Source organism: Paenibacillus sp. FA6, assembly GCF_051550225.1.
Lineage (GTDB): Bacteria > Bacillota > Bacilli > Paenibacillales > Paenibacillaceae > Paenibacillus_AQ.
In genome coordinates this window covers 3,375,412-3,396,009 of sequence record NZ_CP188820.1, presented here as the reverse complement: position 1 = coordinate 3,396,009, position 20,598 = coordinate 3,375,412, and the positions used below count along the sequence as shown (strand labels likewise).

The 20,598-nt window shown below is 44.5% G+C and carries 18 protein-coding genes; 9 read left to right on the top strand and 9 right to left on the bottom strand.

The features are described from left to right. Positions 1–16: 16 nt before the first annotated feature. From ACP8HI_RS15880 to ACP8HI_RS15870, 3 genes are all read left to right on the top strand, one after another. Positions 17–1,501 carry a DEAD/DEAH box helicase gene (locus ACP8HI_RS15880; RefSeq protein ID WP_438347177.1) on the top strand — a complete coding sequence of 495 codons (1,485 nt, stop codon included), beginning with the start codon at positions 17–19 and terminating at the stop codon, positions 1,499–1,501. A 103-nt stretch (positions 1,502–1,604) separates the two neighbouring features. Beyond that, complete coding sequence (locus tag ACP8HI_RS15875) at positions 1,605–2,351, top strand: ABC transporter ATP-binding protein (protein ID WP_438347176.1); 747 nt, start codon at positions 1,605–1,607, stop codon at positions 2,349–2,351. Positions 2,352–2,353: 2 nt separating this feature from the next. Next, entirely contained in the window at positions 2,354–3,571 is a 1,218-nt protein-coding gene (locus ACP8HI_RS15870) for an ABC transporter permease (RefSeq protein WP_438347175.1), read from the top strand. Between the two features lie 76 nt (positions 3,572–3,647). Here ACP8HI_RS15870 and ACP8HI_RS15865 read toward each other — a convergent pair whose 3' ends face one another. From ACP8HI_RS15865 to ACP8HI_RS15855, 3 genes are all read right to left on the bottom strand, one after another. Continuing rightward, the gene (locus tag ACP8HI_RS15865; protein ID WP_438347174.1) at positions 3,648–3,764 is read right to left on the bottom strand and encodes a YjcZ family sporulation protein; all 117 of its coding nucleotides are present in this window, start codon (positions 3,762–3,764) and stop codon (positions 3,648–3,650) included. Positions 3,765–3,893: 129 nt separating this feature from the next. After that, positions 3,894–5,198: an aminotransferase class I/II-fold pyridoxal phosphate-dependent enzyme gene (locus ACP8HI_RS15860; RefSeq protein WP_438347173.1), complete on the bottom strand. Its 1,305-nt coding sequence runs from the start codon at positions 5,196–5,198 to the stop codon at positions 3,894–3,896. 100 nt (positions 5,199–5,298) lie between these two features. Next, complete coding sequence (locus tag ACP8HI_RS15855; protein WP_438347172.1) at positions 5,299–5,913, bottom strand: pyridoxamine 5'-phosphate oxidase family protein; 615 nt, start codon at positions 5,911–5,913, stop codon at positions 5,299–5,301. Positions 5,914–6,064: 151 nt separating this feature from the next. Here ACP8HI_RS15855 and ACP8HI_RS15850 point away from each other — a divergent pair, with 151 nt between their 5' ends. Together ACP8HI_RS15850 and ACP8HI_RS15845 are read left to right on the top strand one after the other, a co-directional pair. Then, entirely contained in the window at positions 6,065–7,513 is a 1,449-nt protein-coding gene (locus tag ACP8HI_RS15850) for a PLP-dependent aminotransferase family protein (RefSeq protein WP_438347171.1), read from the top strand. A 31-nt stretch (positions 7,514–7,544) separates the two neighbouring features. Next, the gene (locus tag ACP8HI_RS15845; RefSeq protein WP_438347170.1) at positions 7,545–8,399 is read left to right on the top strand and encodes an SDR family oxidoreductase; all 855 of its coding nucleotides are present in this window, start codon (positions 7,545–7,547) and stop codon (positions 8,397–8,399) included. Here ACP8HI_RS15845 and asd read toward each other — a convergent pair. Beyond that, positions 8,396–9,202 carry an archaetidylserine decarboxylase gene (gene asd, locus ACP8HI_RS15840; RefSeq protein WP_438347169.1) on the bottom strand — a complete coding sequence of 269 codons (807 nt, stop codon included), beginning with the start codon at positions 9,200–9,202 and terminating at the stop codon, positions 8,396–8,398. The two genes, ACP8HI_RS15845 and asd, sit on opposite strands and share 4 nt — an antisense overlap. Before the next feature lie 255 nt (positions 9,203–9,457). Between asd and ACP8HI_RS15835 the strand changes: the two genes are divergently transcribed. The 4 genes from ACP8HI_RS15835 to ACP8HI_RS15820 all read left to right on the top strand — a co-directional run bounded on the left by ACP8HI_RS15835 (position 9,458) and on the right by ACP8HI_RS15820 (position 15,294). Next, entirely contained in the window at positions 9,458–14,137 is a 4,680-nt protein-coding gene (locus ACP8HI_RS15835) for a WIAG-tail domain (protein WP_438347168.1), read from the top strand. 195 nt (positions 14,138–14,332) lie between these two features. After that, positions 14,333–14,620 carry a nucleoside-diphosphate sugar epimerase gene (locus ACP8HI_RS15830; protein WP_438347167.1) on the top strand — a complete coding sequence of 96 codons (288 nt, stop codon included), beginning with the start codon at positions 14,333–14,335 and terminating at the stop codon, positions 14,618–14,620. Between the two features lie 27 nt (positions 14,621–14,647). Beyond that, a complete protein-coding gene (locus ACP8HI_RS15825) occupies positions 14,648–14,992 on the top strand; it encodes a restriction endonuclease subunit S (protein ID WP_438347166.1) in 345 nt (114 codons plus the stop codon). Further along, positions 14,989–15,294, top strand: coding sequence for a hypothetical protein (locus ACP8HI_RS15820; RefSeq protein WP_438347165.1), 306 nt, complete (start codon positions 14,989–14,991; stop codon positions 15,292–15,294). The genes ACP8HI_RS15825 and ACP8HI_RS15820 overlap by 4 nt, the downstream gene beginning before the upstream one ends. 97 nt (positions 15,295–15,391) lie before the next feature. On the opposite strand, the gene ACP8HI_RS15815 is transcribed toward ACP8HI_RS15820, so the two are convergent. From ACP8HI_RS15815 to ACP8HI_RS15795, 5 genes are all read right to left on the bottom strand, one after another. After that, entirely contained in the window at positions 15,392–16,585 is a 1,194-nt protein-coding gene (locus ACP8HI_RS15815) for a YheC/YheD family protein (protein ID WP_438347164.1), read from the bottom strand. A gap of 79 nt (positions 16,586–16,664) precedes the next feature. Next, complete coding sequence (locus tag ACP8HI_RS15810; protein WP_438347163.1) at positions 16,665–17,618, bottom strand: NAD-dependent epimerase/dehydratase family protein; 954 nt, start codon at positions 17,616–17,618, stop codon at positions 16,665–16,667. Beyond that, positions 17,615–18,943, bottom strand: coding sequence for a UDP-glucose dehydrogenase family protein (locus ACP8HI_RS15805; protein WP_438347162.1), 1,329 nt, complete (start codon positions 18,941–18,943; stop codon positions 17,615–17,617). The genes ACP8HI_RS15810 and ACP8HI_RS15805 overlap by 4 nt, the downstream gene beginning before the upstream one ends. 17 nt (positions 18,944–18,960) lie before the next feature. Further along, positions 18,961–19,731, bottom strand: a complete 771-nt coding sequence (locus ACP8HI_RS15800; protein WP_438347161.1) for a GT-D fold domain-containing protein — start codon at positions 19,729–19,731, stop codon at positions 18,961–18,963. Between the two features lie 20 nt (positions 19,732–19,751). Further along, a complete protein-coding gene (locus ACP8HI_RS15795; RefSeq protein ID WP_438347160.1) occupies positions 19,752–20,597 on the bottom strand; it encodes a glycosyltransferase family 2 protein in 846 nt (281 codons plus the stop codon). Position 20,598: the final 1 nt, after the last annotated feature.

The following is a 20,598-nucleotide window of genomic DNA, read 5'->3' as shown; positions in this document are numbered from 1 at the left end:
TAAAGGATGGACTTACATGAATATAACTACTTTTAGTGAACTAGGTATTCAAATGGATTTAGTGAATAAACTATCTGAATTTGAAATACACGAACCCTCACCTGTACAAGCTGAGGTTATACCAGCAGTATTGCAAGGAAAGGATGTGCTCGCTCATTCGCAGACGGGAACAGGAAAGACGCTTGCTTATTTGCTTCCCATTCTCGAAAAGATTGATCCTGAACTTAAATTCGTTCAAAAGCTGATTATAGCGCCTACGCAAGAACTGGCTATGCAAATTGTGCGTGAAAGTGAACGTTATGGGGAGCATAGAGGTGTTCGTGTTCTGGCACTCATTGGTGGAGCTTCAACCAAACGTCAATTGGAGAAGTTGCGGTTTAACCCCCAATTAATCATTGGAACTCCCGGAAGAGTAAGAGAATTGATCGAAACACGCAAGCTCAGAATGCATCAAGTCAACATGATTGTTGTAGATGAAGTTGACCAAGTGTTCCAATTGGGTGCAGCGGGTGACGTAAGTCGTATTATCCGAAGTACTATGCGTGATCGACAACTGGTGTTTCTGTCTGCAACGATTAGTAAAGAGTCGGCAGCGCTTGTAAGTAGAGAAATGAAGGAACCGGTAGTAGTTGGGATAGCTCCTGAGCAAATGACAGCTTCCGGGCTAGAGCATTTCTATTTCATTGCAGAAGAACGGGATAAACCCGACATGCTACGTCGTCTAATCCGTCAATACAATCCCAAAAAGGCGCTCGTCTTCGTGAACACGACAGAGGATATAGCGGAAGTAGAGGCGAAGATGAACCATTTAGGGATCACCACGCAGGCGCTTTATGGGGATGCTAACAAAATGGCCCGTAGTGGGGTATTGGATCGTTTCCGTAAAGGTAAATTCAAACTGCTTGTAGCTAGTGATTTAGCAGCACGTGGATTGGATATCGAAGGGTTAACGATGGTCATTAACTATGATCCACCAACAGATTCGGAGCACTATGTGCATCGGGCAGGTCGAACAGGAAGAATGGGACGTAGTGGAACTGTGCTCTCCATCATTACGGATCGTCAGATATTTATTATAAAGAAGTTTATCAAAGAGCTTAAGACCCCGATTGGACTTCGATCAATGTCATTGGGCAAGGTGATTGAACCTGGCAAAGAGAACTTAAGGACTAGAGAAGTTTCCGGTTCATTGAAGGAAGTGAAAACAGCCAATCGTTCAGGTGAAGAAAGTAGTAAACCTAGGGATGGAGCTCAGAAAAGACAAGGGAATCTTGCAACAAATGAGCGGAAGCCATCCATCGATAAGCAAGTAAAGGTTGAGGCTATAGAATATACACAGCAAAGTGCTAGCAGTGAATCATTCACACCACCAGTTCAGATGGCGGAGGCACCACGCAAGTCAGCTCGAAAAGCTACTGGAGCTAGTAAAAGTGAGCGGGAGCGTATACGTAAAAATAAAGGTGCACCGAAATGGTTGAAAAATAAGCCACCGCGTACTTAAAATACGAGTTTAAAAAGTCAGATTTTGAACAACGTGCTGAAATGTATCTCTGCTCCCATGAGCCTGTTGATTGATTGTAGTTATCAAAATTGAGGTGAGAATAATGAATGAAACACCAGTATTAGATATTCAAGGATTAACTGGAGGTTACAGTCTGAATCGTCCTGTATTGCATGATGTTCATCTTCAGGTGGGAACAGGGGAAATGATCGGTTTAATCGGGCTGAACGGGGCCGGTAAAAGTACAACGATGAAGCATATTCTAGGTCTCATGACACCTCAAAAAGGGGATATTCGCGTTAAAGGAAAGAAGCGGGAAGAGGATTCTGAAGCATATCATAATGCTCTTGCTTTCGTACCGGAATCTCCGCTGCTTTACGAGGAAATGACCGTTAGGGAGCATTTGGAGTTTACCGCAAGAGCTTACGGGGTATCAAAGGATGACTTTGAGGAACGCTCCCGGAAGCTAATGGCATTATTTCATATGGAAGATAAGATGGATAGTTTATCGATTCATTTGTCCAAAGGGATGAAACAAAAGGTGATGATCATGTGTGCATTTGTGGCACGACCGTCCCTTTATATTATTGATGAGCCTTTTCTTGGTCTTGATCCACTTGGGATCCGTTCACTGCTAGATTTCATGATGGAGTTAAAGGCGGGAGGTTCCTCGATTCTACTAAGTTCACATATTCTATCGACTATTGAGAATTATTGTGATCGATTTATCGTCTTACATCAAGGAAGTATCATTGCAGAAGGTACACTTGAACAAATTGCTGAACAAGTAGGCAAGCCAGGTATTCCGTTGGAGGAACTTTTCTACACGCTCGTACAGGGTAGGGTTTGAGTATGGATCTGAAGGGTCTTCGTATTCATCGCCGCCGTCAATTTTGGGGAGAGATCATTCCCTATTTGGGGTATGTCATGCAAAGTGGCGTGGCCGTAATGTTCCTATTCATGTTTATTGCTTTCTCTGCATGGTATACATCATTAATACAACATATTCCAGCAGGATTACCCATTCGCTGGATCATGTTGGTTGTATTACTCCCGTTAACGGTTCAGAGTAGTTTCCGTACATATCTACAATTTCCAGACATCGTATTTCTGCTCCCGCAAGAATCGAAGATGAAGAGTTATTTGTCAGGTAGTTGGATTAGCGGTGTGACGTACAAGCTAGTTGGACTCACACTGGTATTTCTGACCGCGTGGCCACTGTACTCTCGAAGTGATATTGCACCGAAGCCATTCTGGACATTTCTGATTCTTCTTTTTATATTGAAGATGATATCAAGTTATGGTGGCTGGAAAGAGCTCTCAATGGTATCTATTCGAGCTTCTAAAGGGTATCGGTTACTGCGATGGGCAGTGATGGCGCTAGCCTTGTGGGCATGGTTGTGGCAGCCTGTGGGCAAGAGTCTTATTTATGTTCTTCTACTTGTGGCAACCTATGTCGTGTCGTTATCATCCCCAGTGAAGCATTTGGTTGCATGGGAGCGACTAATTTCGAAGGAACAATCTCAAATTGGCCGAGTGATGTTGGTATTAGGATGGTTTGTTAATGTCCCAGAACGCCAGCAACGTGTATATCCTCGTCGTTTGCTCTCTAAAGTGGGAAGCCAACTCTCATGGGTACAAAGTTCCGCGTATAGATATCTTATTACCAAAAGTTTCGTGCGTAGTGATATATTTGGAATTATCATGCGTGCTTGCGTATTAGGTATATTGCTAGTGTGGTGGACACGTGGTAGCTTGCTTGGAAGCGGCATCTATCTGTTCTTTCTGTTCTTGGTCGGTATACAGCTATCTTCTCTACAAGGGTATCATCGTGATTCATTCTGGTTGAATATTTATCCGATTCCGGCGAATAGCAGACAGCATAATGTAATGATATTTGTGTTCCAAGTTCATTTGTTATTGGCGGTTATTCTGTGGTTACCTTTATGGGGGGATGGATGGACGCATGTAAGCTTGACGATGGGTACGCTCGCTGCTGGAATCGTAATGTCAATTCTTATTCGGGGCGTACTTTCTCGTAAGATTAATCAGGAGAACGATGAGGATTAGCATATCTTTGAACAAAGAGGCCGGGGAAATTATTCCCCGGCCTCTTTTCATAATTAGAAGAAATTACGATATTAAATTACAGCCAGAAGGACTTAGTGATAATAACCAACAAGATGAAAAGGACTAAGATCGCACCAGTGTTAGTAAACATTCCGCCATGATGGACTCCTCTAACTTCTTCTACTCCGCTCATATTCATTCCCCTTTCATAACTTGATGTACTTCTGTACTACACCGTATTGTATGAAAGGGAGGAATTGAATGCTTGGGTATTTACCCTACATTGATTAAATGATTGAGAATAAAGTCATTTAAAGAGGTGTTAATTAGATCTGGATTGTAAATCTTGAATGCCTTTATAGATCAATTGGTATAAATCCTCAAGGTATTCTTCGTCAATACAGGAGAAGGCAATTCTCAAATCATGTTCTCCTAAAGCGATGGTTCCGACACCGTATTCTTGAATCAAATGGGTACGTAAAGCTTCGGCATTTACTGTCTTCAATTTCAAGCACATGAAATATCCGGAGTTGAAAGGGTAGTATTCCCACACTTCATTGTATGCGTCATTATCGAGCAAAGCCTTCACACGATTAGCGCGACCCTTCATAATTTGGAATTTCTCTTCCTTTTGGGCAGCAAATTCAGGCGCTTTCAGCGCTTCAAGTATAAAGGTTTGAGAAGGGTGTGGTCCGCTTGATATCGTCGCGCGGATAATGCCCAATGTCTTTTGTTCAAGAGCAGCTAGCACATCTGCATTTTCTGAAGCATAGGTGATGAATCCAACACGGAAGCCCCATACGAATTCTTCCTTGGTAGCTCCATCAATTTTGATTGCAAGCACGCGAGGATGGATTCCTGCTAGCTTACCAAATAATGATTCCTTCATGGAATCTTCGAAGAAGAGAGCGAAGTAGGCATCGTCTGTTACGACAACAACATTGATTCCAGCTTCAGCAGCTTCTTTAATGACGGCAATAATTTCTTCGCCTTCCTTGAGGCCTGGCGTATAGCCTGTTGGATTATTAGGGAAATTGAGAAGCACAATAGCTTTTCCTTTGTCCTGTTGAGCCAACAAGGCTTCTCGAAGTCCAGCACTATTGAAAGACATGTCTTCTGTGAATAGTGGGTAGTTAATAATCTCACCATGGCGACGTACGCCAAAGGTTAGTTCATAATTCTCCCAATTCTTATCTGGGTAGATAACAGCATCGCCTTCATTAACAAATAAATCGGCGACGATACTAAGTCCGTGTGTCAGTGCATTGGTGACAACGGGATTACCGAAAGACTTATCGTGAAGAGAAGGATTCTCTTGTAGCATCTTGCTCCGCCATACGGTTCGAAGTTCCGGCTTTCCTGCCGGAGGAGCATAACTATATAGATCCTTAGGTTGGAATGCGGATAGTTTGTCTTGAATAACCTTTAAATGCATAGGAACTCCGCCTTCAGTGGCAATCCCTATCGTTGCATTATATTTCTTAGCATGAGCTGTTGCTTCAGCGGATTGGCTAAGAATCCCCTCTTTGGGGAAATAAATCTCCCTTCCAAGTGTTGATAACATGTCATACACATGCGTGTTTCCAGCTTTAATATTCTCATTTAACTGTCCAGCAAGTTGGTTCATAATGTCCATCCTTCCAAGTTTGTATAATGTGAGGATTTTTCCGTTTTCGCTGGACATATTATACCACCTAGTAAGTGAACAGTCACTGATAATTACTGAATCACTGCATATGAGGACAGTATTTTTTCATGTGTTCAATCGTCTCTTGATCACGTTCCCGTCCTCTATGTTCGAGTCCGGTGATCACTTTATCCATGGCACTCTCAGATAAATTCTGTCCGAATTTAAATTTAGCTGATAAGTGGGTCGTTATTATTTTCATAATGGCCACTCCGCGAAGTCGTGAGGCATATCGAGGATCCACAGGATCAATGGGATCGAATCCTCCCTCTGGTTGTAGTTTTTTCATGAATAAAGTGAATGTTCTTCCTTTTTCTTCTAGGTCATCAACGACTTCAACCTTTCCGCTGACCGTTACGCTCTTGAAGTAAGCTGTAGCAGGACAAGCTAATGTGGGATCACTGAAATAGGAAGGTATCAATGCGTATTCATCAGCAACTGTAAAGCTGACTTGATCATGGGAACGCATATGATTCATTTTTTCTCCGACACGACTTCCATGGAAATAAAAGCAGCCCTGATCATATACGAAATTGAGTGGAGTCACTCGTGGGCTACCGAACTCATTGACAGTTCCTAGAAATCCGAAGCTCATTCCTGATAAGAATTCGATCACTTCCTGCTCTTCATGTACACTAAACTCTTGTCTTCTCATTGCAACGATCTCCTAATCTATAAGTGGGTTGGATGGATCACTAATGTTCATAACAATATCGTATAATAATAATTGGCAAGTAAAAAGGTCCACTTTAGGTTATATTTTATATGCCACTCAATTTACTTAGATTATAGAAGAAGGTGATGAAATGGAGTTGTCCTTACCATTAGACTCCTATTTGGAGGAGTATCGATATAAATATATAGCGATCTATTATGCATTACGTGACGCTATTCTCGAAGGGAGACTACCTTCAGGATCCAAGCTTCCTTCTACTCGTTATTTAGCGAATCTGTATAATATCTCACGCGGTTCTGTTGCCCAGAGCTACGATATGCTACTTGCTGAGGGATACGTTCAAATGATTGTAGGAAAGGGAACCTTTGTCACTCATGCGGGTCCCACTCCGGGAACTGAAGAACAGGCTTTTAGTGCAGATATCACACTCTCTTCTTGGGGGCAAAGATTGATGAGTCAGTATCGAACTCATTACGATAAACCGAAACTCAAAGGGGAAATTAGCTTTCTGCTTGAAGGGATGCCCATAGAATACTTCCCTTATGATGAATGGCGAAGTGCGCTAGCTTACGCAGGTGGTAAAGGTGGCGGAGATTTGGCGGTTGTTGCCCGTCCTGAAGGAGATGCTGAGCTACGTGAAGCTATTGCAGGGCATCTACGGATCACCCGTGGTATTGCAGTAGAAGCTTCTAACGTCGTTCTATTTAGTGGCTCAATGCAAGGGATTGCCATCCTATCACAGCTTCTAGTGAATGAAGGGGAACCGGTTGTCGTGGAAGATCCCGGTTACCATGGTATTCGCAATGCGGTTCAAGCATGTGGGGGCACCATTGTAAGAGGCGATGTAGATGCGGAAGGATTAATACCGGAAGAGTGGAATGCACGGGTACTCTTCGTAACCCCTAGTCGTCAATTTCCTACAGGCGCTGTACTCTCATTAGACCGACGTAGGCAAATATTGAAATGGGCTCAGAAGCAAGAAGGTGTCATTATCGAAGATGATTATGATAGTGAATTCCGCTGGGGAGGTCGTCCAATTGAGCCGCTCAAGGCATTGGATTTGGAGGGTAGAGTCATCTATGTAGGTTCCTTCTCCAAAACGATGTTTGCTGGATTACGCTTAGGTTACGCAATATTACCGAATGCACTTGTTGAGTCGGTCGTGCAAGCTAAAGCATTATACGATCCGATTTCACCTGGGCTATTGGAGCAGAGGGCACTCGCGTATTTCATGATCCATGGACATTATAAGCGTCATCTACGGCGAATGACACGAATATATAGAATGCGACATGATCGACTTTGTTCTCTAATGTCAGATCATATGAGTGATATATTTTGTCTTATTAAAGGAGATGCAGGATTGCATATTTACGCGAATTGGCAGCGTTCAGCAGAGGAGTATGAAGCTTTTAAAGTAGCAGCGAAGTCGAGAAATGTGGAATTTAGGGATGCCTCAGCATATAGAATCATACCTGGACCTTTAGCAGCTTGCTTTGGGTTTGCGCACCTTGATGATGAGCAGATGGTAGAAGGGGTAAATCGGCTTGCGACAGCATGGCAGGACATGCAACAATGACTTGAAATAGGGAAGGAAATGATCATAAATCATGGACAATAAGACAGACCGGATTGCACTTGTGACCGGATGCTCGAGCGGCTTCGGTCTACTTACCAGTGTAGAGCTTGCGCTGAAGGGGTTTACCGTTGTATCAGGTATGCGTCGACCAGAGGACAAAGATTCGTTGATGCGAGCTGCCCAGATGGCAGGCGTGGAATCTTCAATTCAAGTGGTTGAAATGGATGTTCAGAATGAAGAACAGGTACATCACGTAGTCAAACAGATTAAAGAACGGTACGGTCGACTGGACGTATTAGTCAATAATGCCGGTGCAGCTTTTGGAGGAATGATTGAAGAGGTACCTCTTTCCGTATGGAAGGAGCAGTTCGAGGTCAATTTTATAGGGATGGTCTGTGTGACTCAAGCCGTTCTTCCTTTAATGAGGGAGGGAAGCGGGGGACGTATTATTCAGATGAGTAGCATTAGTGGGGAGGTTGGCTTTCCTGGATTCGGACCTTATGCATCCTCTAAATTCGCGTTAGAAGGATTCAGTGAAAGTCTCGCCATGGAAGTGAAGCAGTTCGGCATCAATGTAGTATTGGTGGAGCCAGGAGCTTATGGGACACCGATCTGGGGGAAGAGCTTCTCTCAATTAAGAACAGCATCTCAATCTCCATATAAAGGATTATTGGATCGTATTCTACAATATTCAGAACGAAGTGCGACAGGAGGTGGTGACCCTTTGGACGTCGCTCTACTCATCGCAAAGATTGCCACCGTGCGCTCCCCAGCATTTCGTTATCGTATTCCTCGGGGAACAGCTTTAACGGTGATTGCCAAACGTATATTACCAGATCGTTGGTTCCAATTCATGATCTTGTACGTCCTAAATAAGAAGTCCTAATGGTTTCCACTGAGTGGAGAAGGATGAAGATCGCCTAATGCTTGTCCCATTCGCACGGTATCTCCAGGTTTAAGATCATCACGAGGAGTAAAGGTTCCGTTCTCCATCAGCAGAACAACGGTGGATCCGAATTCGAAGTAGGCAAGATCATCACCTTTACTCCATTGGCTCACAGATTCGTCGGAGTATTGAATACTGCTGACATTCATCGCGCCCACTTTTATGACAGCCACTTCCCCGAAAGAATGTGCAATGTACGTAATGAGTCTTTCGTTACGACTTAGTACTGAGGGCATATGTGTCATTGCGAAATCATTCACGGGATAAACACGTCCACGAATATGTTCGCTCTCCATTTTCACACCTGTCACTGGTGAATGAATGCGATGGTAATCGGTTGGGCTCAGGTAAAGCACGAATACATAACCATTCTTGTACAGCTCTAAATGTGGGGAGTGATGAAGAAGTTCATCTATAGAATAATTCTGACCTTTTACATTTAGAATGGTCCCTGATGAAATGTCACCCATTGCCGTGATCCGGGCATCCACAGGGCTGGTTAAGGAATGCTCATCGGTATCAATAGGTCTCATTCCCGGTTTTAGCTTCCGAGTAAAGAATGCGTTAAGGGAATGGTATTCACTTATATCTTTTTCCGCTTCAGATGCGGGGATTTTATAGTTTCGTATAAACGTTGGGATGACGTAGCGACTTACACTACTATGAGAAAAGCGGCCCATGATTCGGGATATCGACTTTCTTGAGGAGAGCTCCGTCATCAGCCGAAGTACTTTTTTTGCCATTATTATTCTCCCTTCAGAGGTTACCTAATCTTTCTGTAATATACTGGCATAGATTAGATGTTAAATCAATAAAAACGGTTAATATTATTACATAAGAAATAATCCGAACCCTGATGTGTTGGATAGAATTCATGTATTCAGCAGAATGGCGAACTATGGAATGGCAAGGTTACTAATTTCATTCGAAATGGTGACATCAGCCTAAGTGCTAGCATAGGATGCCAAAGATCGTTATGTCAGGAAGGAGAGAATGCTTTGAAAAAAAGGGTGAAGAACTATTCAGCGAAACCTAATAAGCGGCTCTATTATGTAGATAATCCAGAGATACAAGAGCTGGATTTGATGAGTAAGTCCAAACGGTTGGAAGAAATGAGAAATATAGCTAATATTAATTCCTTAGCAACGGAGGTCCTAATAGAGGAAGATCCCTCACCTGCTGTCCTTTCAAATACGGATGGACCAAATTCCGAAACAGTAGATCCACCGCAAGAATATTTAAATGAAATAGAAACTACAGACACGGAAATTTCAGCGTATGAAGAAGGGGATCATTTGGAATGCATTTTGGCAGAGAAAAAGATGCCGGGTTCCCCGCAAGCGTTCATTTATGCAGACGACCTCAGTTACGCATCTGTGACAGGTGATAAAATAGCGATTGGAGCAATTGATAGCTCCAAACTACAACCAGGGATTATCGGAAGTGAGGCCATTGCAGACCATGCGGTGACTCACATTCAACTTGCGGACGGTTCAGTTATTTCTTCCAAAATTGCTCTAGGGTCAATTACAGAGGAGCATATTGCGGATAGCGCTGTTACAGGAAGTAAGATCCGTGATCGTTCCATCGATGAGGATAAGATTAAGGATGGTAGTATCACCTCATCCAAATTAGCCGATCAGATCATCGATGCGAGCAAAATTGCGGATGGTTCAATAAAACTACGCCATCTTAGTCATGTATTTATTTCCAGTGATATGCTGCAGGATCAGTCCGTAACAACTAGCAAAATTGCCGGATCCAGTATTCAGGATCACCACTTGATGAATGAGTCTATTACGACTTCTAAGCTAAGTGAAGGATCAGTCACAGCTTCTAAGATTAGGAATGGTGAAATAACGGGTGATAAGCTGCAGGAGAATACGATTGAAGGTCGTCATTTAAGTAAACGATCCGTAACTGCAGAGCATCTGGCATTTGAAGCCATTGGCAGGGAACAACTGGCTCTTGAGAGTGTCAGCTCAGAGCATATCGCTGCTGGTTCTATCGAGAGTATTCATTTACAACAAGGGGCCGTAACTTCGGAAAGTTTAGCGCATAATGCAATCACAGCACAACATTTAGCAGAAGTAATCTTGAGTGGGAATCAAATCGGGAAAGGTGAAGTGACTAACAGACATCTCGCCGACCAAAGCGTTGGCTCTACCAAGCTCGCAGATCAATCGGTGAGTACGAATCATATCGTGGAACAGACGATAACAGCATCCAAAATTGCGGATCAGAGCATTCTTCCGAACAAGATTGTAAATGAAGCGATCATGGCAAGGCATATCGCAAAATCAGCAATACAAGACATCCATATTGCGAAGGATACTATAAATACTGGTCATATTCGTTCAGGTGCGATTAGAGGCGAACATATTGAAGTAGCCAGTATTGCAAAGTTACATCTAGAAGATCATGCAGTCACCTCTGATAAAATAGACCTTTATTCAATTGAGGGTAAACATATTACAGATAGCTCAATTGGAACGCGTCATGTCAAAGAAGGTGGAATTACGACTGAGAAACTTGCCGATAGGAGCGTGACGTTCGGCAAAATAAGTGCGGGAGCGGTCGGAAGTAAGGCCATTGAAGAACAGGCTGTGACTTCCAAGCATATTGCTTTGGAAGCTGTTACTAATGAGCATATTGCAGTCAATAGTATTGGTTCAACAGAGTTGCAAAAAAATGCTATTCAATCCCTTCATATCGCGGATAATACTATATATAATCAACATTTACAGGCTGGAAGTGTGGATACCGCAAACTTGAAGGATGCGTCTGTAACAGGAGAGAAATTATCCTTGGGTAGTGTTAAGACAGAGCAGTTAGGACTTGGGATTGTGTTTTCACAGCATCTCGCCGACTATGCGGTTACCTCGCTTAAGCTATCACCTGAAAGTGTTTCAACTGACAAAATTCAGGATTTATCTGTGACTTCGTCTAAATTTGCGGATGGGAGTATCGGTTCGTCAAAGATTGCCCTTGCTTCTATCTTAAGTGAGCATATCTCAAGAGCAGCTGTAGGGGGAGATGCCTTAGCAGAAGGGGCAGTGACAGGGGAGAATCTCGGAGCGTCAGCTGTAGGCAGTGCCGCTCTGCAAGATGGGGCGGTAACGGCAGCGAAACTTAGCGCGGAAGCAGTAGGAAGCGCGGCGCTACAACCAGGCGCGGTAGCGGGAGAACACTTGCAAGCGGAAAGCGTGCAGGAGTGGCATCTTGCAGCGGGTGCGGTACACGCCAGTCACTTGACGGCGGAAGCAGTAGGAAGTGCGGCGCTGCAAGATGGAGCCGTGACGTCAGCGAAGCTTAGCGCGGAAGCAGTAGGAAGCGCGGCGCTACAACCAGGCGCTGTAGCGGAAGAACACCTGCAAGCGGGAAGCGTGCAGGAATGGCATCTTGCAGCGGGTGCGGTACACGCCAGTCACTTGGCAGCGTCAGTAGTAGGAAGCGAGGCGTTGCAAGATGGAGCGGTGACGTCAGCGAAGCTTAGCGCGGAAGCAGTAGGAAGCCAGGCCCTACAGCCAGGCGCTGTAGAGGCGGAGCACCTCGCACCAAGTGCGGTACACGGCAGCCACTTGGCGGCGTCATCTGTAGGAAGTGCGGCGCTGGAAGATGGAGCAGTGACGTCAGCAAAGATTGGCGTGGAAGCAGTAGGCATCAAGGCTCTTCAGGCGGGAACGGTAGCGGCGAAGCATCTACGCGCGCAGAGCGTCCAAGAGTGGCACCTTGCACCGGGCGTGGTAGGAAGTAGCCACTTGGCGGTATCAGCAGTAGGAAGCGCGGCACTGGAAGATGGAGCGGTGACGTCAGCGAAGCTTGGTGCAGAATCCGTAGGAAGCGCGGCGCTACAGTCAGGCGCTGTAGAGGCGGAGCACCTGCAAGCGGCAAGTGTGCAGGAATGGCATCTTGCAGCGGGTGCGGTACACGCCAGTCACTTGACGGCGGAAGCAGTAGGGAGTGCAGCGCTACAAGATGGAGCGGTGACGTCAGCGAAGCTAGGCGCAGAAGCAGTGGGAAGCGCGGCGCTACAGCCAGGCGCGGTAGCGGAAGAGCACCTGCAAGCAGAAAGCGTGCAGGAGTGGCATCTCGCGCTGGGTGCGGTTGGTAGTAGGCACTTGGCGGCTTCGGCAGTGGATAGCACGGCACTGCAAGATGGAGCGGTGACGTCGGTAAAGCTTAGCGCGCAAGCCGTAGGAAGTACGGAGCTACAGGCAGGAGCTATAAGGGCGGAGCACCTTGCACCGGGCGTGGTAGGAGGTATCCACTTGGCAGCGTCAGCTGTGAGCAATGAGGCGTTGCAAGATGGAGCGGTAACGTCAGCGAAGCTTGGTGCCGAAGCAGTAGGTAGCGTGGAGCTACAGCCAGGCGCGGTAGCGGCGGAGCACCTGCAAGCAGAAAGCGTGCAAGTGTGGCATCTCGCGCCAGGCGCGGTACGAGGTAGCCACTTGGCAGCGTCAGCTGTGACTAGCGCTGCGCTACAAGATGGTGCGGTAACTGCGGCGAAGCTTGGTGCGGAAGCAATAGGAAGCGCGACGATACAGGCAGGAGCGGTAGACTCGGGGCATCTGCAAGCGGAAAGCGTGCAGGAATGGCATCTCGCGCCAGGTGCTGTACGCGGCAGCCACTTGTTAGCGTCAGCAGTTGGTAGCGAGGCGCTAAAAGATGGAGCGGTGACGTCAGCAAAGCTAGGCGCGGAAGCAGTAGGAAGCGCAGCGCTACAGCTAGGCGCTGTAGAAGCGGAGCACCTGCAAGCGGGAAGTGTGCAGGAATGGCACCTCGCTCCGGGTGTGGTAGGAAGTAGTCATTTAGCGGTATCAGCCGTAGGAAGTGCGGCGCTGCAAGATGGAGCGGTGACGTCAGCGAAGCTAGGCGCGGAATCCGTAGGAAGCGCAGCGCTACAGCCAGGCGCGGTAGAGGTGGAACACCTGCAAGCGGAGAGCGTGCAGGAGTGGCATCTTGCGCCGGGTGCAGTTGGGAGTAGACACTTGGCGGCATTGGCAGTAGATAGCGAGGCACTGCAAGATGGAGCGGTGACATCGACAAAGCTTGGTGCGAAAGCCGTAAGCAGCGCAGCGCTACAGCTAGGCGCTGTAGGGGCGGAGCACCTTGCACTGGGCGTGGTAGGAGGCAGCCACTTGTCAGCGTCAGCAGTAGGTAGCGAGGCGCTAAAAGATGGAGCGGTGACGGCAGAGAAGATCGGAGCAGCAGCAGTTGGAAGTGTGGCATTACAGGTAGGAGCGGTTGCTGGAGAGAATTTGCAAGCCGAGAGTGTGCAGGAGCGGCACTTGGGGCCGGGTGCAGTGGGCATGGGACACTTGCAGGAGGCTGCTGTTCGAGGTATACATCTATCGTCGAAATCTGTAAATTTCGAACATCTCACTTTTACGCCTGTGTATAGCAGTTCCGAGAAGCCCACGCTGCAACAGTACGGTATGACACCCTTTATGTTCAAGGTCGGAGAAAGTAGTGTGGAAGTCCCTATCTCTATTGAAGAGCCATTCATGAATATTCACTATGTGATTGTTGCCATGTGTAATCATCCTGATTTCTACGCCTCGCTGAAATCTCAGGATATAGATCATGCAATTTTAGAAGTTATTCGGCGTTCTGGGGGTTCGCAGTCTTTGGGGTATTTATCTTGGATAGCAATTGGAACAGCACCCCATGCATAGAATGTGATTGAGGATAGAACACTCCTTTACTTCAACATAGTAAGGGAGTTTTTTTTTGGATTAGTCAAAAGGATAGGGGATTTTCGTAAATGTCCTCTCGCAGACGGCATATGATAATGTAGGCAGGAGCGGGGTAGGGAACCATCTTTTATAAAGAGTTGTACATTTTATTATTGAATTAGGGGGGCCTTCTTTGTGCAATCGAAAATCGACGGAATGCTAACTCATATGTCAAATTCCCATCAACAAATGGCAAGGACCTTGGATGCTGAGCGTCAGATGGCTACCCACATGGCTCAGATCATTCATGACTTACCAGATTCTAATCTAGAATTCGATGACATCAGCGCTTTAATTAATCATTCTGGGGAAATCAATAAAAGCATCATCGCATACTTGTATAGTCTTGCAGACTTGGAGGAAGCTTTAGCAGAAACCTTGAGTCATGTAATTAGGGAATTGGGAGATCATGAAGAAGAGTAAATTAATCCATGCTGAGGGAGGACTTAAATGAGCAGAGAACGTACCTTTTTAAGAATGCTTGATGCAACCTCCAAAATACAATTTGATATATCTATGATTCTAGAAGCTAAAGCTATTGAAGCCGAAAAGATTCGTAATTGGACTTTGAATCATTTTAATTCGGATGCGTTTAAGAGCCATGATAAACAGCTTCATGAGTCGCTACTAATACAAGGGCAGATTGTAGAACTTATTAAAGGGCTAACGAAGCTAGAGAATGGAATATGTAATAATCTGAAGGTAATATTAGGGGGGGGAGAAGTGGGTGAAGACAGTGGTGATATGAATGGCTTCTTTGGTAGTAATTATGATCAAGGAGATCAGGAGAAATGAGTTATCTAGACAAACAACTCGAAGCTAAGATTGCACTTGTAAATGCAATTGCTCTCAGCCAACATGCGCTCGCCCGTATACTAAGCAGCATAGCGGACGTGTCTTCCCATTCGGAAATCACAGCGCGCAGCTTACAAGAAAATATTAGATTGCTAACAGAGTATCAAAGTACGATGAGCCTGATGATAACAAGAATACCACTTCGGCGCAACAAATATGGAACTCCTTCATCACCCTGGATAAATTCATTCCACATCTCTGCATTAAATAACCCCCGTGGAGTGCGGAAGAAAAGCGAATGAATAGCCATAGGAGACCGTGAATAAATCAAAAACCCGCTCGGGATATACTAGCGGGTTTATTACTTACAAACTTTATTTTCTATTACAAAGGAAAGCGTTACTCTGCTATTATTTCCGTTGGTATATCAATTTCGACTCGGGAGCTGTCGTGCTCATCAGGTAAATAACTCGTTATTAATTCATCAGTCAAATGGTTTGCTGAGACCATTGATTCGTCATGTTCCGATTTACGTGTTTCTTGTTCGCTCAACTGACGGATTAGATAAGCTGCATAGTAAATGGGTGTTGCAAATGTTGCCCGCCATGTCTCCTTATCTCCAGCATCCCGGAACGTAATCCGTAAATCACGGAAGTTAACCTCTATAAGCCATGGGTGTTGCCACTCATCTAGGGCAATGTCCAATCCAAGGTCGGCAATATAAGGGAGTTCTTTTTCAAGTGTTTTTGCAATACGCAACCCAAGCTTTGCGATTGATCTTTCAATTCGGGGTCCATTCCAACCCCAATGTTGAAAAAGTTCGGTTGCCTTCAGCGATTGTCCGCCGCAGTGAATATTGGTAACAATCGAACCTTTTTTTGCTACTCTCCCGACCATTCCAGTATACTGCCAGCGGCCCTTACCGTTCTTTTGCATGGATACCCGAAAATCAACAGGCTTTCCATTATACGTCATGAGAGAGACACCGCCCTGTACCAGGTAGTCTCGTTTCTTTCTTTTGACGAATCTAATAATTTGATGGATACCCACTTTATACATCTTAGTCCGGCCAAGTACGTTGATTTCGGCTACTGTGTTGTTATTTATTTTACGGATGCGAATGACTCCGTTTCCGACAGATGATGTACTTGGTTTCAGAAACAGACATGTGTTTTGTTCCAATAGGTCTTTCACCGAATGATGCGTTACTGAATCTGTTGCAGGAAGATAGGGTAGAAGTTTATTATTCTTGGTTAAAATATGATGAACTTCCAACTTAGAAATGACGTTATGTTCGTTGAAGATGATCTTTCCCATTCTCTTCAAACGCTGAATCAACATTTTAGTGTGAGGATGATTCGTTCTCGTTCGGTTTATGATCACAGGGGGAAGTACACTTTTCACTCGAACAGGGTCTATTCCGTTCCAGCCCTGAACTGTACCCGTTCTCCAATTGATATCAAACAACGAAAAAAAAATAATTTTTTCCTCTATTTTACTGGCGGTTTCCACATAGAAAGCAGGCTTTTCAAAGCTACGTTTTCCTTTCATTAATTGACTTAGCATTGCGTTTGAATACAGTATTCCGATCAAGCGTTTCACCTCCGATCACAAGTAAGAGAGATTTGTAATAGTGTATGTCCCGCATTCTGTTCGGAAACCCGATAAATGACTATTTTTTGTTTCTATAAAGATTAGATATATATAGCCATTGTTCAGTCATTCCTTCGATCAATGAAATGATCGGATCATACCCTAGCTCCTTACGGGCAAGTGAAATGTCGCCGCGTGTTGTAAATGGGTCGCCTGGTTGTTCGGGTAAATAACTTAACCGCAATTTTTTTCCGGAGAGACGCTCGATGGTTGTAATCACGTCATTGACTGATGCCGTCTCGACTCCACCGATATTAAAAACAGTACCGTGATTTGTATAATTCATCGCTTTAATATTTCCTTCAACTAGGTCGCTTATATAGGTGAAATCACGTGTTTGATCACCGTTTCCATAAATCGTTAATGGTTGGTCGAGCACAGCGGCCTTCATAAAACGGTGAAATCCCATATCAGGGCGCTGTCTTGGCCCATATACGGTGAAATATCTTAAAGCCGTATAGGGGAGTCCGTACTGTTTATGATAAAGAGAGCAGAGATGCTCTCCTGCTAATTTCGTTAATCCGTAGGGGGAAATCGGTCTAGTGGGTGAATCCTCAGGACTGGATGGTCCGACTCCGCCACCATAGACGGAGGATGAGGAAGCGTACACTAGTTTTTTTAACCTTGAAGCTTTTTTGCATGCCTCGAGAATTTTTTGTGTCAGCAGAACGTTTGCTTGTAAATAATCATCAAAAGATACACCCCAACTATTTCGTACACCCGCTAGACCTGCTAAATGAAATACAACATCGGCATCGTTAACGAGATGCTCCAAATCTGATTTCAACAAATCAACAGCATGCCATTGAAATTGAGGGTGTCCTAAGATATTCTTCAGATTGTCTTCTTTGATCTCCCGATTAGGAGTGTGCTCCATATCGTCAATTCCGATGACGAAATGTCCCCTCTTAAGTAGTTCTTCACTTAAATGAGAACCGATAAATCCCGCAGCTCCGGTAATAATAATGTTCATGTTACACCTCTTGCAATTCCGACATAATGCCAACCAAACCGACGCATTTCTTGTGGATTTAGAAAATTACGTCCATCGAATAAATAGGGGGACTCAGTTAGACCAACCCATTTTTGCCAAGGATATGTGGAGAATTGTGGCCATGTGGTTGTCAACACGACTGCATGAACTCCGGTTGCCGCCTCGTCTTCGTTCGTGAAAATGTTCACTCTCTTCTTTTCACGATCAAGGAGATCTTTCGACCAACGAATTTGATCTAGGGAAGTGACAGTAGGATCGATGACCCTTATTTCATCAACCCCTCTATCAAGCAAATGCTCAATGAGTCGAATGCCCGGAGATTCTCGTTGATCATCGGTATCTTCTTTGAAAGTGACACCAAGTACGAGCACTCGTTTGCCCTTTAAGGGAAGCAAAGATTCGACTTTTTGGACAAACCAAGCAATTTGTGAATCATTGATATGTTTGCCTTGTTTAAGCAGACGCAGATTTATTTTTTTTTGCGTTGCGAGATATAGAAGCTCATCAACATCCTTTGGGAAACAGGATCCACCGTAACCGATACCGGCGTGCAAATGATGCGGGGAAATACGCGGATCCATTCCCATGCCTACCGCAACTCCATCGATATCCGCTCCCACCACATCAGCTAACCGAGCGATTTCATTGATGTAAGAGATTTTAACCGCTAGAAAGCCATTGGAAGCATATTTGATCATTTCAGCCGTTTCGTAGTTACAGATGAAATAAGACGTTTGTAGGGAACTATATAGCTGTTTCACTTTCTCAATCGCCGAATTTACTTCTCCGCCAATCACGGTTCGGGAAGGATGATATGAATCATGAAGAGCCGATCCCTCACGTAAAAATTCAGGGTTCGAGACTACTTCAATCGGATACTTATTCGTGTCGATTCTCGCTTCTAACTGCTGCTGCATCCAACGGTTAGTTCCAATGGGTACTGTACTTTTGGTAACGACAACTTTAGGTTCATTGATGTGTGTGGCAATGACTTCGATGACTTGTTGTATATAAGTTAAGTCTGCATTTCCGCTTAAGGTGGAAGGCGTACCAACCGAAATCATTAAGATTTCGCTTTGAGTGATAGCGAATCGACTATCTGAGGTGAAAATGATTCTTCCGCTTTTCAGTTTTTCTTGAAGCAATTGGTCCAAGCCAGGCTCACGGAAAGGAAGAATTCCATTGTTTAACATTTTAACTTTGAGTGTATCGACATCGTAACCGATAACTTCATGACCGAGGTTGGATAATACAAGCGCTGTCGTTGTGCCGACATATCCGGAACCAATGACGGTAATCTTCAAATCGCAACTCCCCTTTCTTATGAGTACTCGCGTTTATCCAAATATTCGGGCTTCCATGGATTAACTTTCCGATTGCTTGTGACCATGAATACCGCTGATTTTCCAAAATCAATCGCGATTCGTCCCTGTTCCTCTGCCAATTTCTGCGCCAATATAACCGCATTGACTCCCGCAGAAATAAATACAATGTCACAATCTACAGATTTCATTTTGAGCAGAACTTTTGGAATTTGTTCATAACGATTAATAGAAATCGTTTTGATTATATCGATGTCGAAATCATCGTACGCTCGGCCGACCAAACTTTTGAAATCGTCAGCCCAACGGGAAATGACGACTGCTTTTTTTCCTTTCAGAATCTCCCAAAATTGCTGGTGTTCGACCATGTGACGATTGACGAACGTGTGGCAACATTTTTTTGGATGAATATTGAATCTTCTGAAGCAAGCATTCGTCAAAGGGCGTAAAAATTGTTGTTCAGCCAATATTTCATTGTCCTTATAGTAAGGAATACCTACAATGTCCGCTTTTTTGATCGCCGTAATCAATTGATCGCGAAGTCTGACATTCGGTAATGTAACTCCTTTCCAGTTGGTACTTCGTGAAAGCCTCGCCCAGCGGGTGGACAGTGTTTTGCGAATCGGCCATACTTTGTATTGGGACAGTGTAATATTTTCTCCATCCCCGACACGGACTACAGAAAGGGGTTCTTTTTTATCCAATGCCTTCCCGATTTCATCAATGACATCTAACGTCGTCAACCATTTTTTACCTTTCGGCGTGTTCACATATTTCCCTCACTTTAAATCTATTTTTTTATTAGCCTACCTACTTTAAGGCGGCCACTAACCCATATAAATTTAGGTTTATACTTATTTCCCCATCTTTTTAATGCTCTTGTATACAGGTATCTTGTAACACGGGCGTATTTATCACGGTTTTCTATTCTTGAGTTATTTTTTTTATGCTTTAATCGGTTATATAATGGTTGGTTCACCCATTTAAATGCATAGCGTCCTGCTAGCTTGAGAAGAATTTGTCTATCCTCAGCAAAACGGCCGTTTTCTGGTACATTTCTCGACCAACCTCCAACCTGTTTTAGCGCTTTCGTTCGGTAAAATCGAGGATAAAACATCGAATGGAAAGTAATGAAGTCATATTTCCCGTTGATTTGACGTTTTTTTTTCGTGCCTTGATACTTGATCTTATTTCTTCTTTGGGCCTTCCAAACCTTGTCATTTCCAAAGATGATTGCAACTTTACTGCTCGATTTTTCTATTTTTTTCAGACAAGTTGCGAGTGTGTTCGGCTCATACCAATCATCTGCATCGAGCTGTGAGAAATATTTGGTATCTACTAAAGACAACGCATGATTCAACGCAAAACAAACGCCTCTGTTCTTCTTTAATTTCACATAAGTGATTCTTGGATCTTTTAAAAAAGGTGTCACCACTGCACTTGTATGGTCCTTAGAACCGTCATCAATAATTAATAGTTTCCAATTTTCGGTGGTTTGCCCTAATACACTATTAATTCCTCGGGCTATAAATTTTGCGCGGTTATACGTTGGAATAACTACAGTAATCAGAGGTGAATAGATGTCCGATTGCTTATTCGTTAGCTGGACCTCGCTTACCTCTTGGATGTGATACATG

Bases quoted from the DNA above. Each gene is read 5' to 3' on its own strand.
- ACP8HI_RS15855 (WP_438347172.1), bottom strand. From the start codon at position 5,913: ATGAGAAGACAAGAGTTTAGTGTACATGAAGAGCAGGAAGTGATCGAA.
- ACP8HI_RS15810 (WP_438347163.1), bottom strand. From the start codon at position 17,618: ATGAACATTATTATTACCGGAGCTGCGGGATTTATCGGTTCTCATTTA.
- ACP8HI_RS15845 (WP_438347170.1), top strand. From the start codon at position 7,545: ATGGACAATAAGACAGACCGGATTGCACTTGTGACCGGATGCTCGAGC.
- ACP8HI_RS15820 (WP_438347165.1), top strand. From the start codon at position 14,989: ATGAGTTATCTAGACAAACAACTCGAAGCTAAGATTGCACTTGTAAAT.
- asd (WP_438347169.1), bottom strand. From the start codon at position 9,202: ATGGCAAAAAAAGTACTTCGGCTGATGACGGAGCTCTCCTCAAGAAAG.
- ACP8HI_RS15880 (WP_438347177.1), top strand. From the start codon at position 17: ATGAATATAACTACTTTTAGTGAACTAGGTATTCAAATGGATTTAGTG.
- ACP8HI_RS15865 (WP_438347174.1), bottom strand. From the start codon at position 3,764: ATGAGCGGAGTAGAAGAAGTTAGAGGAGTCCATCATGGCGGAATGTTT.
- ACP8HI_RS15860 (WP_438347173.1), bottom strand. From the start codon at position 5,198: ATGAACCAACTTGCTGGACAGTTAAATGAGAATATTAAAGCTGGAAAC.
- ACP8HI_RS15870 (WP_438347175.1), top strand. From the start codon at position 2,354: ATGGATCTGAAGGGTCTTCGTATTCATCGCCGCCGTCAATTTTGGGGA.
- ACP8HI_RS15875 (WP_438347176.1), top strand. From the start codon at position 1,605: ATGAATGAAACACCAGTATTAGATATTCAAGGATTAACTGGAGGTTAC.
- ACP8HI_RS15825 (WP_438347166.1), top strand. From the start codon at position 14,648: ATGAGCAGAGAACGTACCTTTTTAAGAATGCTTGATGCAACCTCCAAA.
- ACP8HI_RS15850 (WP_438347171.1), top strand. From the start codon at position 6,065: ATGGAGTTGTCCTTACCATTAGACTCCTATTTGGAGGAGTATCGATAT.
- ACP8HI_RS15795 (WP_438347160.1), bottom strand. From the start codon at position 20,597: ATGTATCACATCCAAGAGGTAAGCGAGGTCCAGCTAACGAATAAGCAA.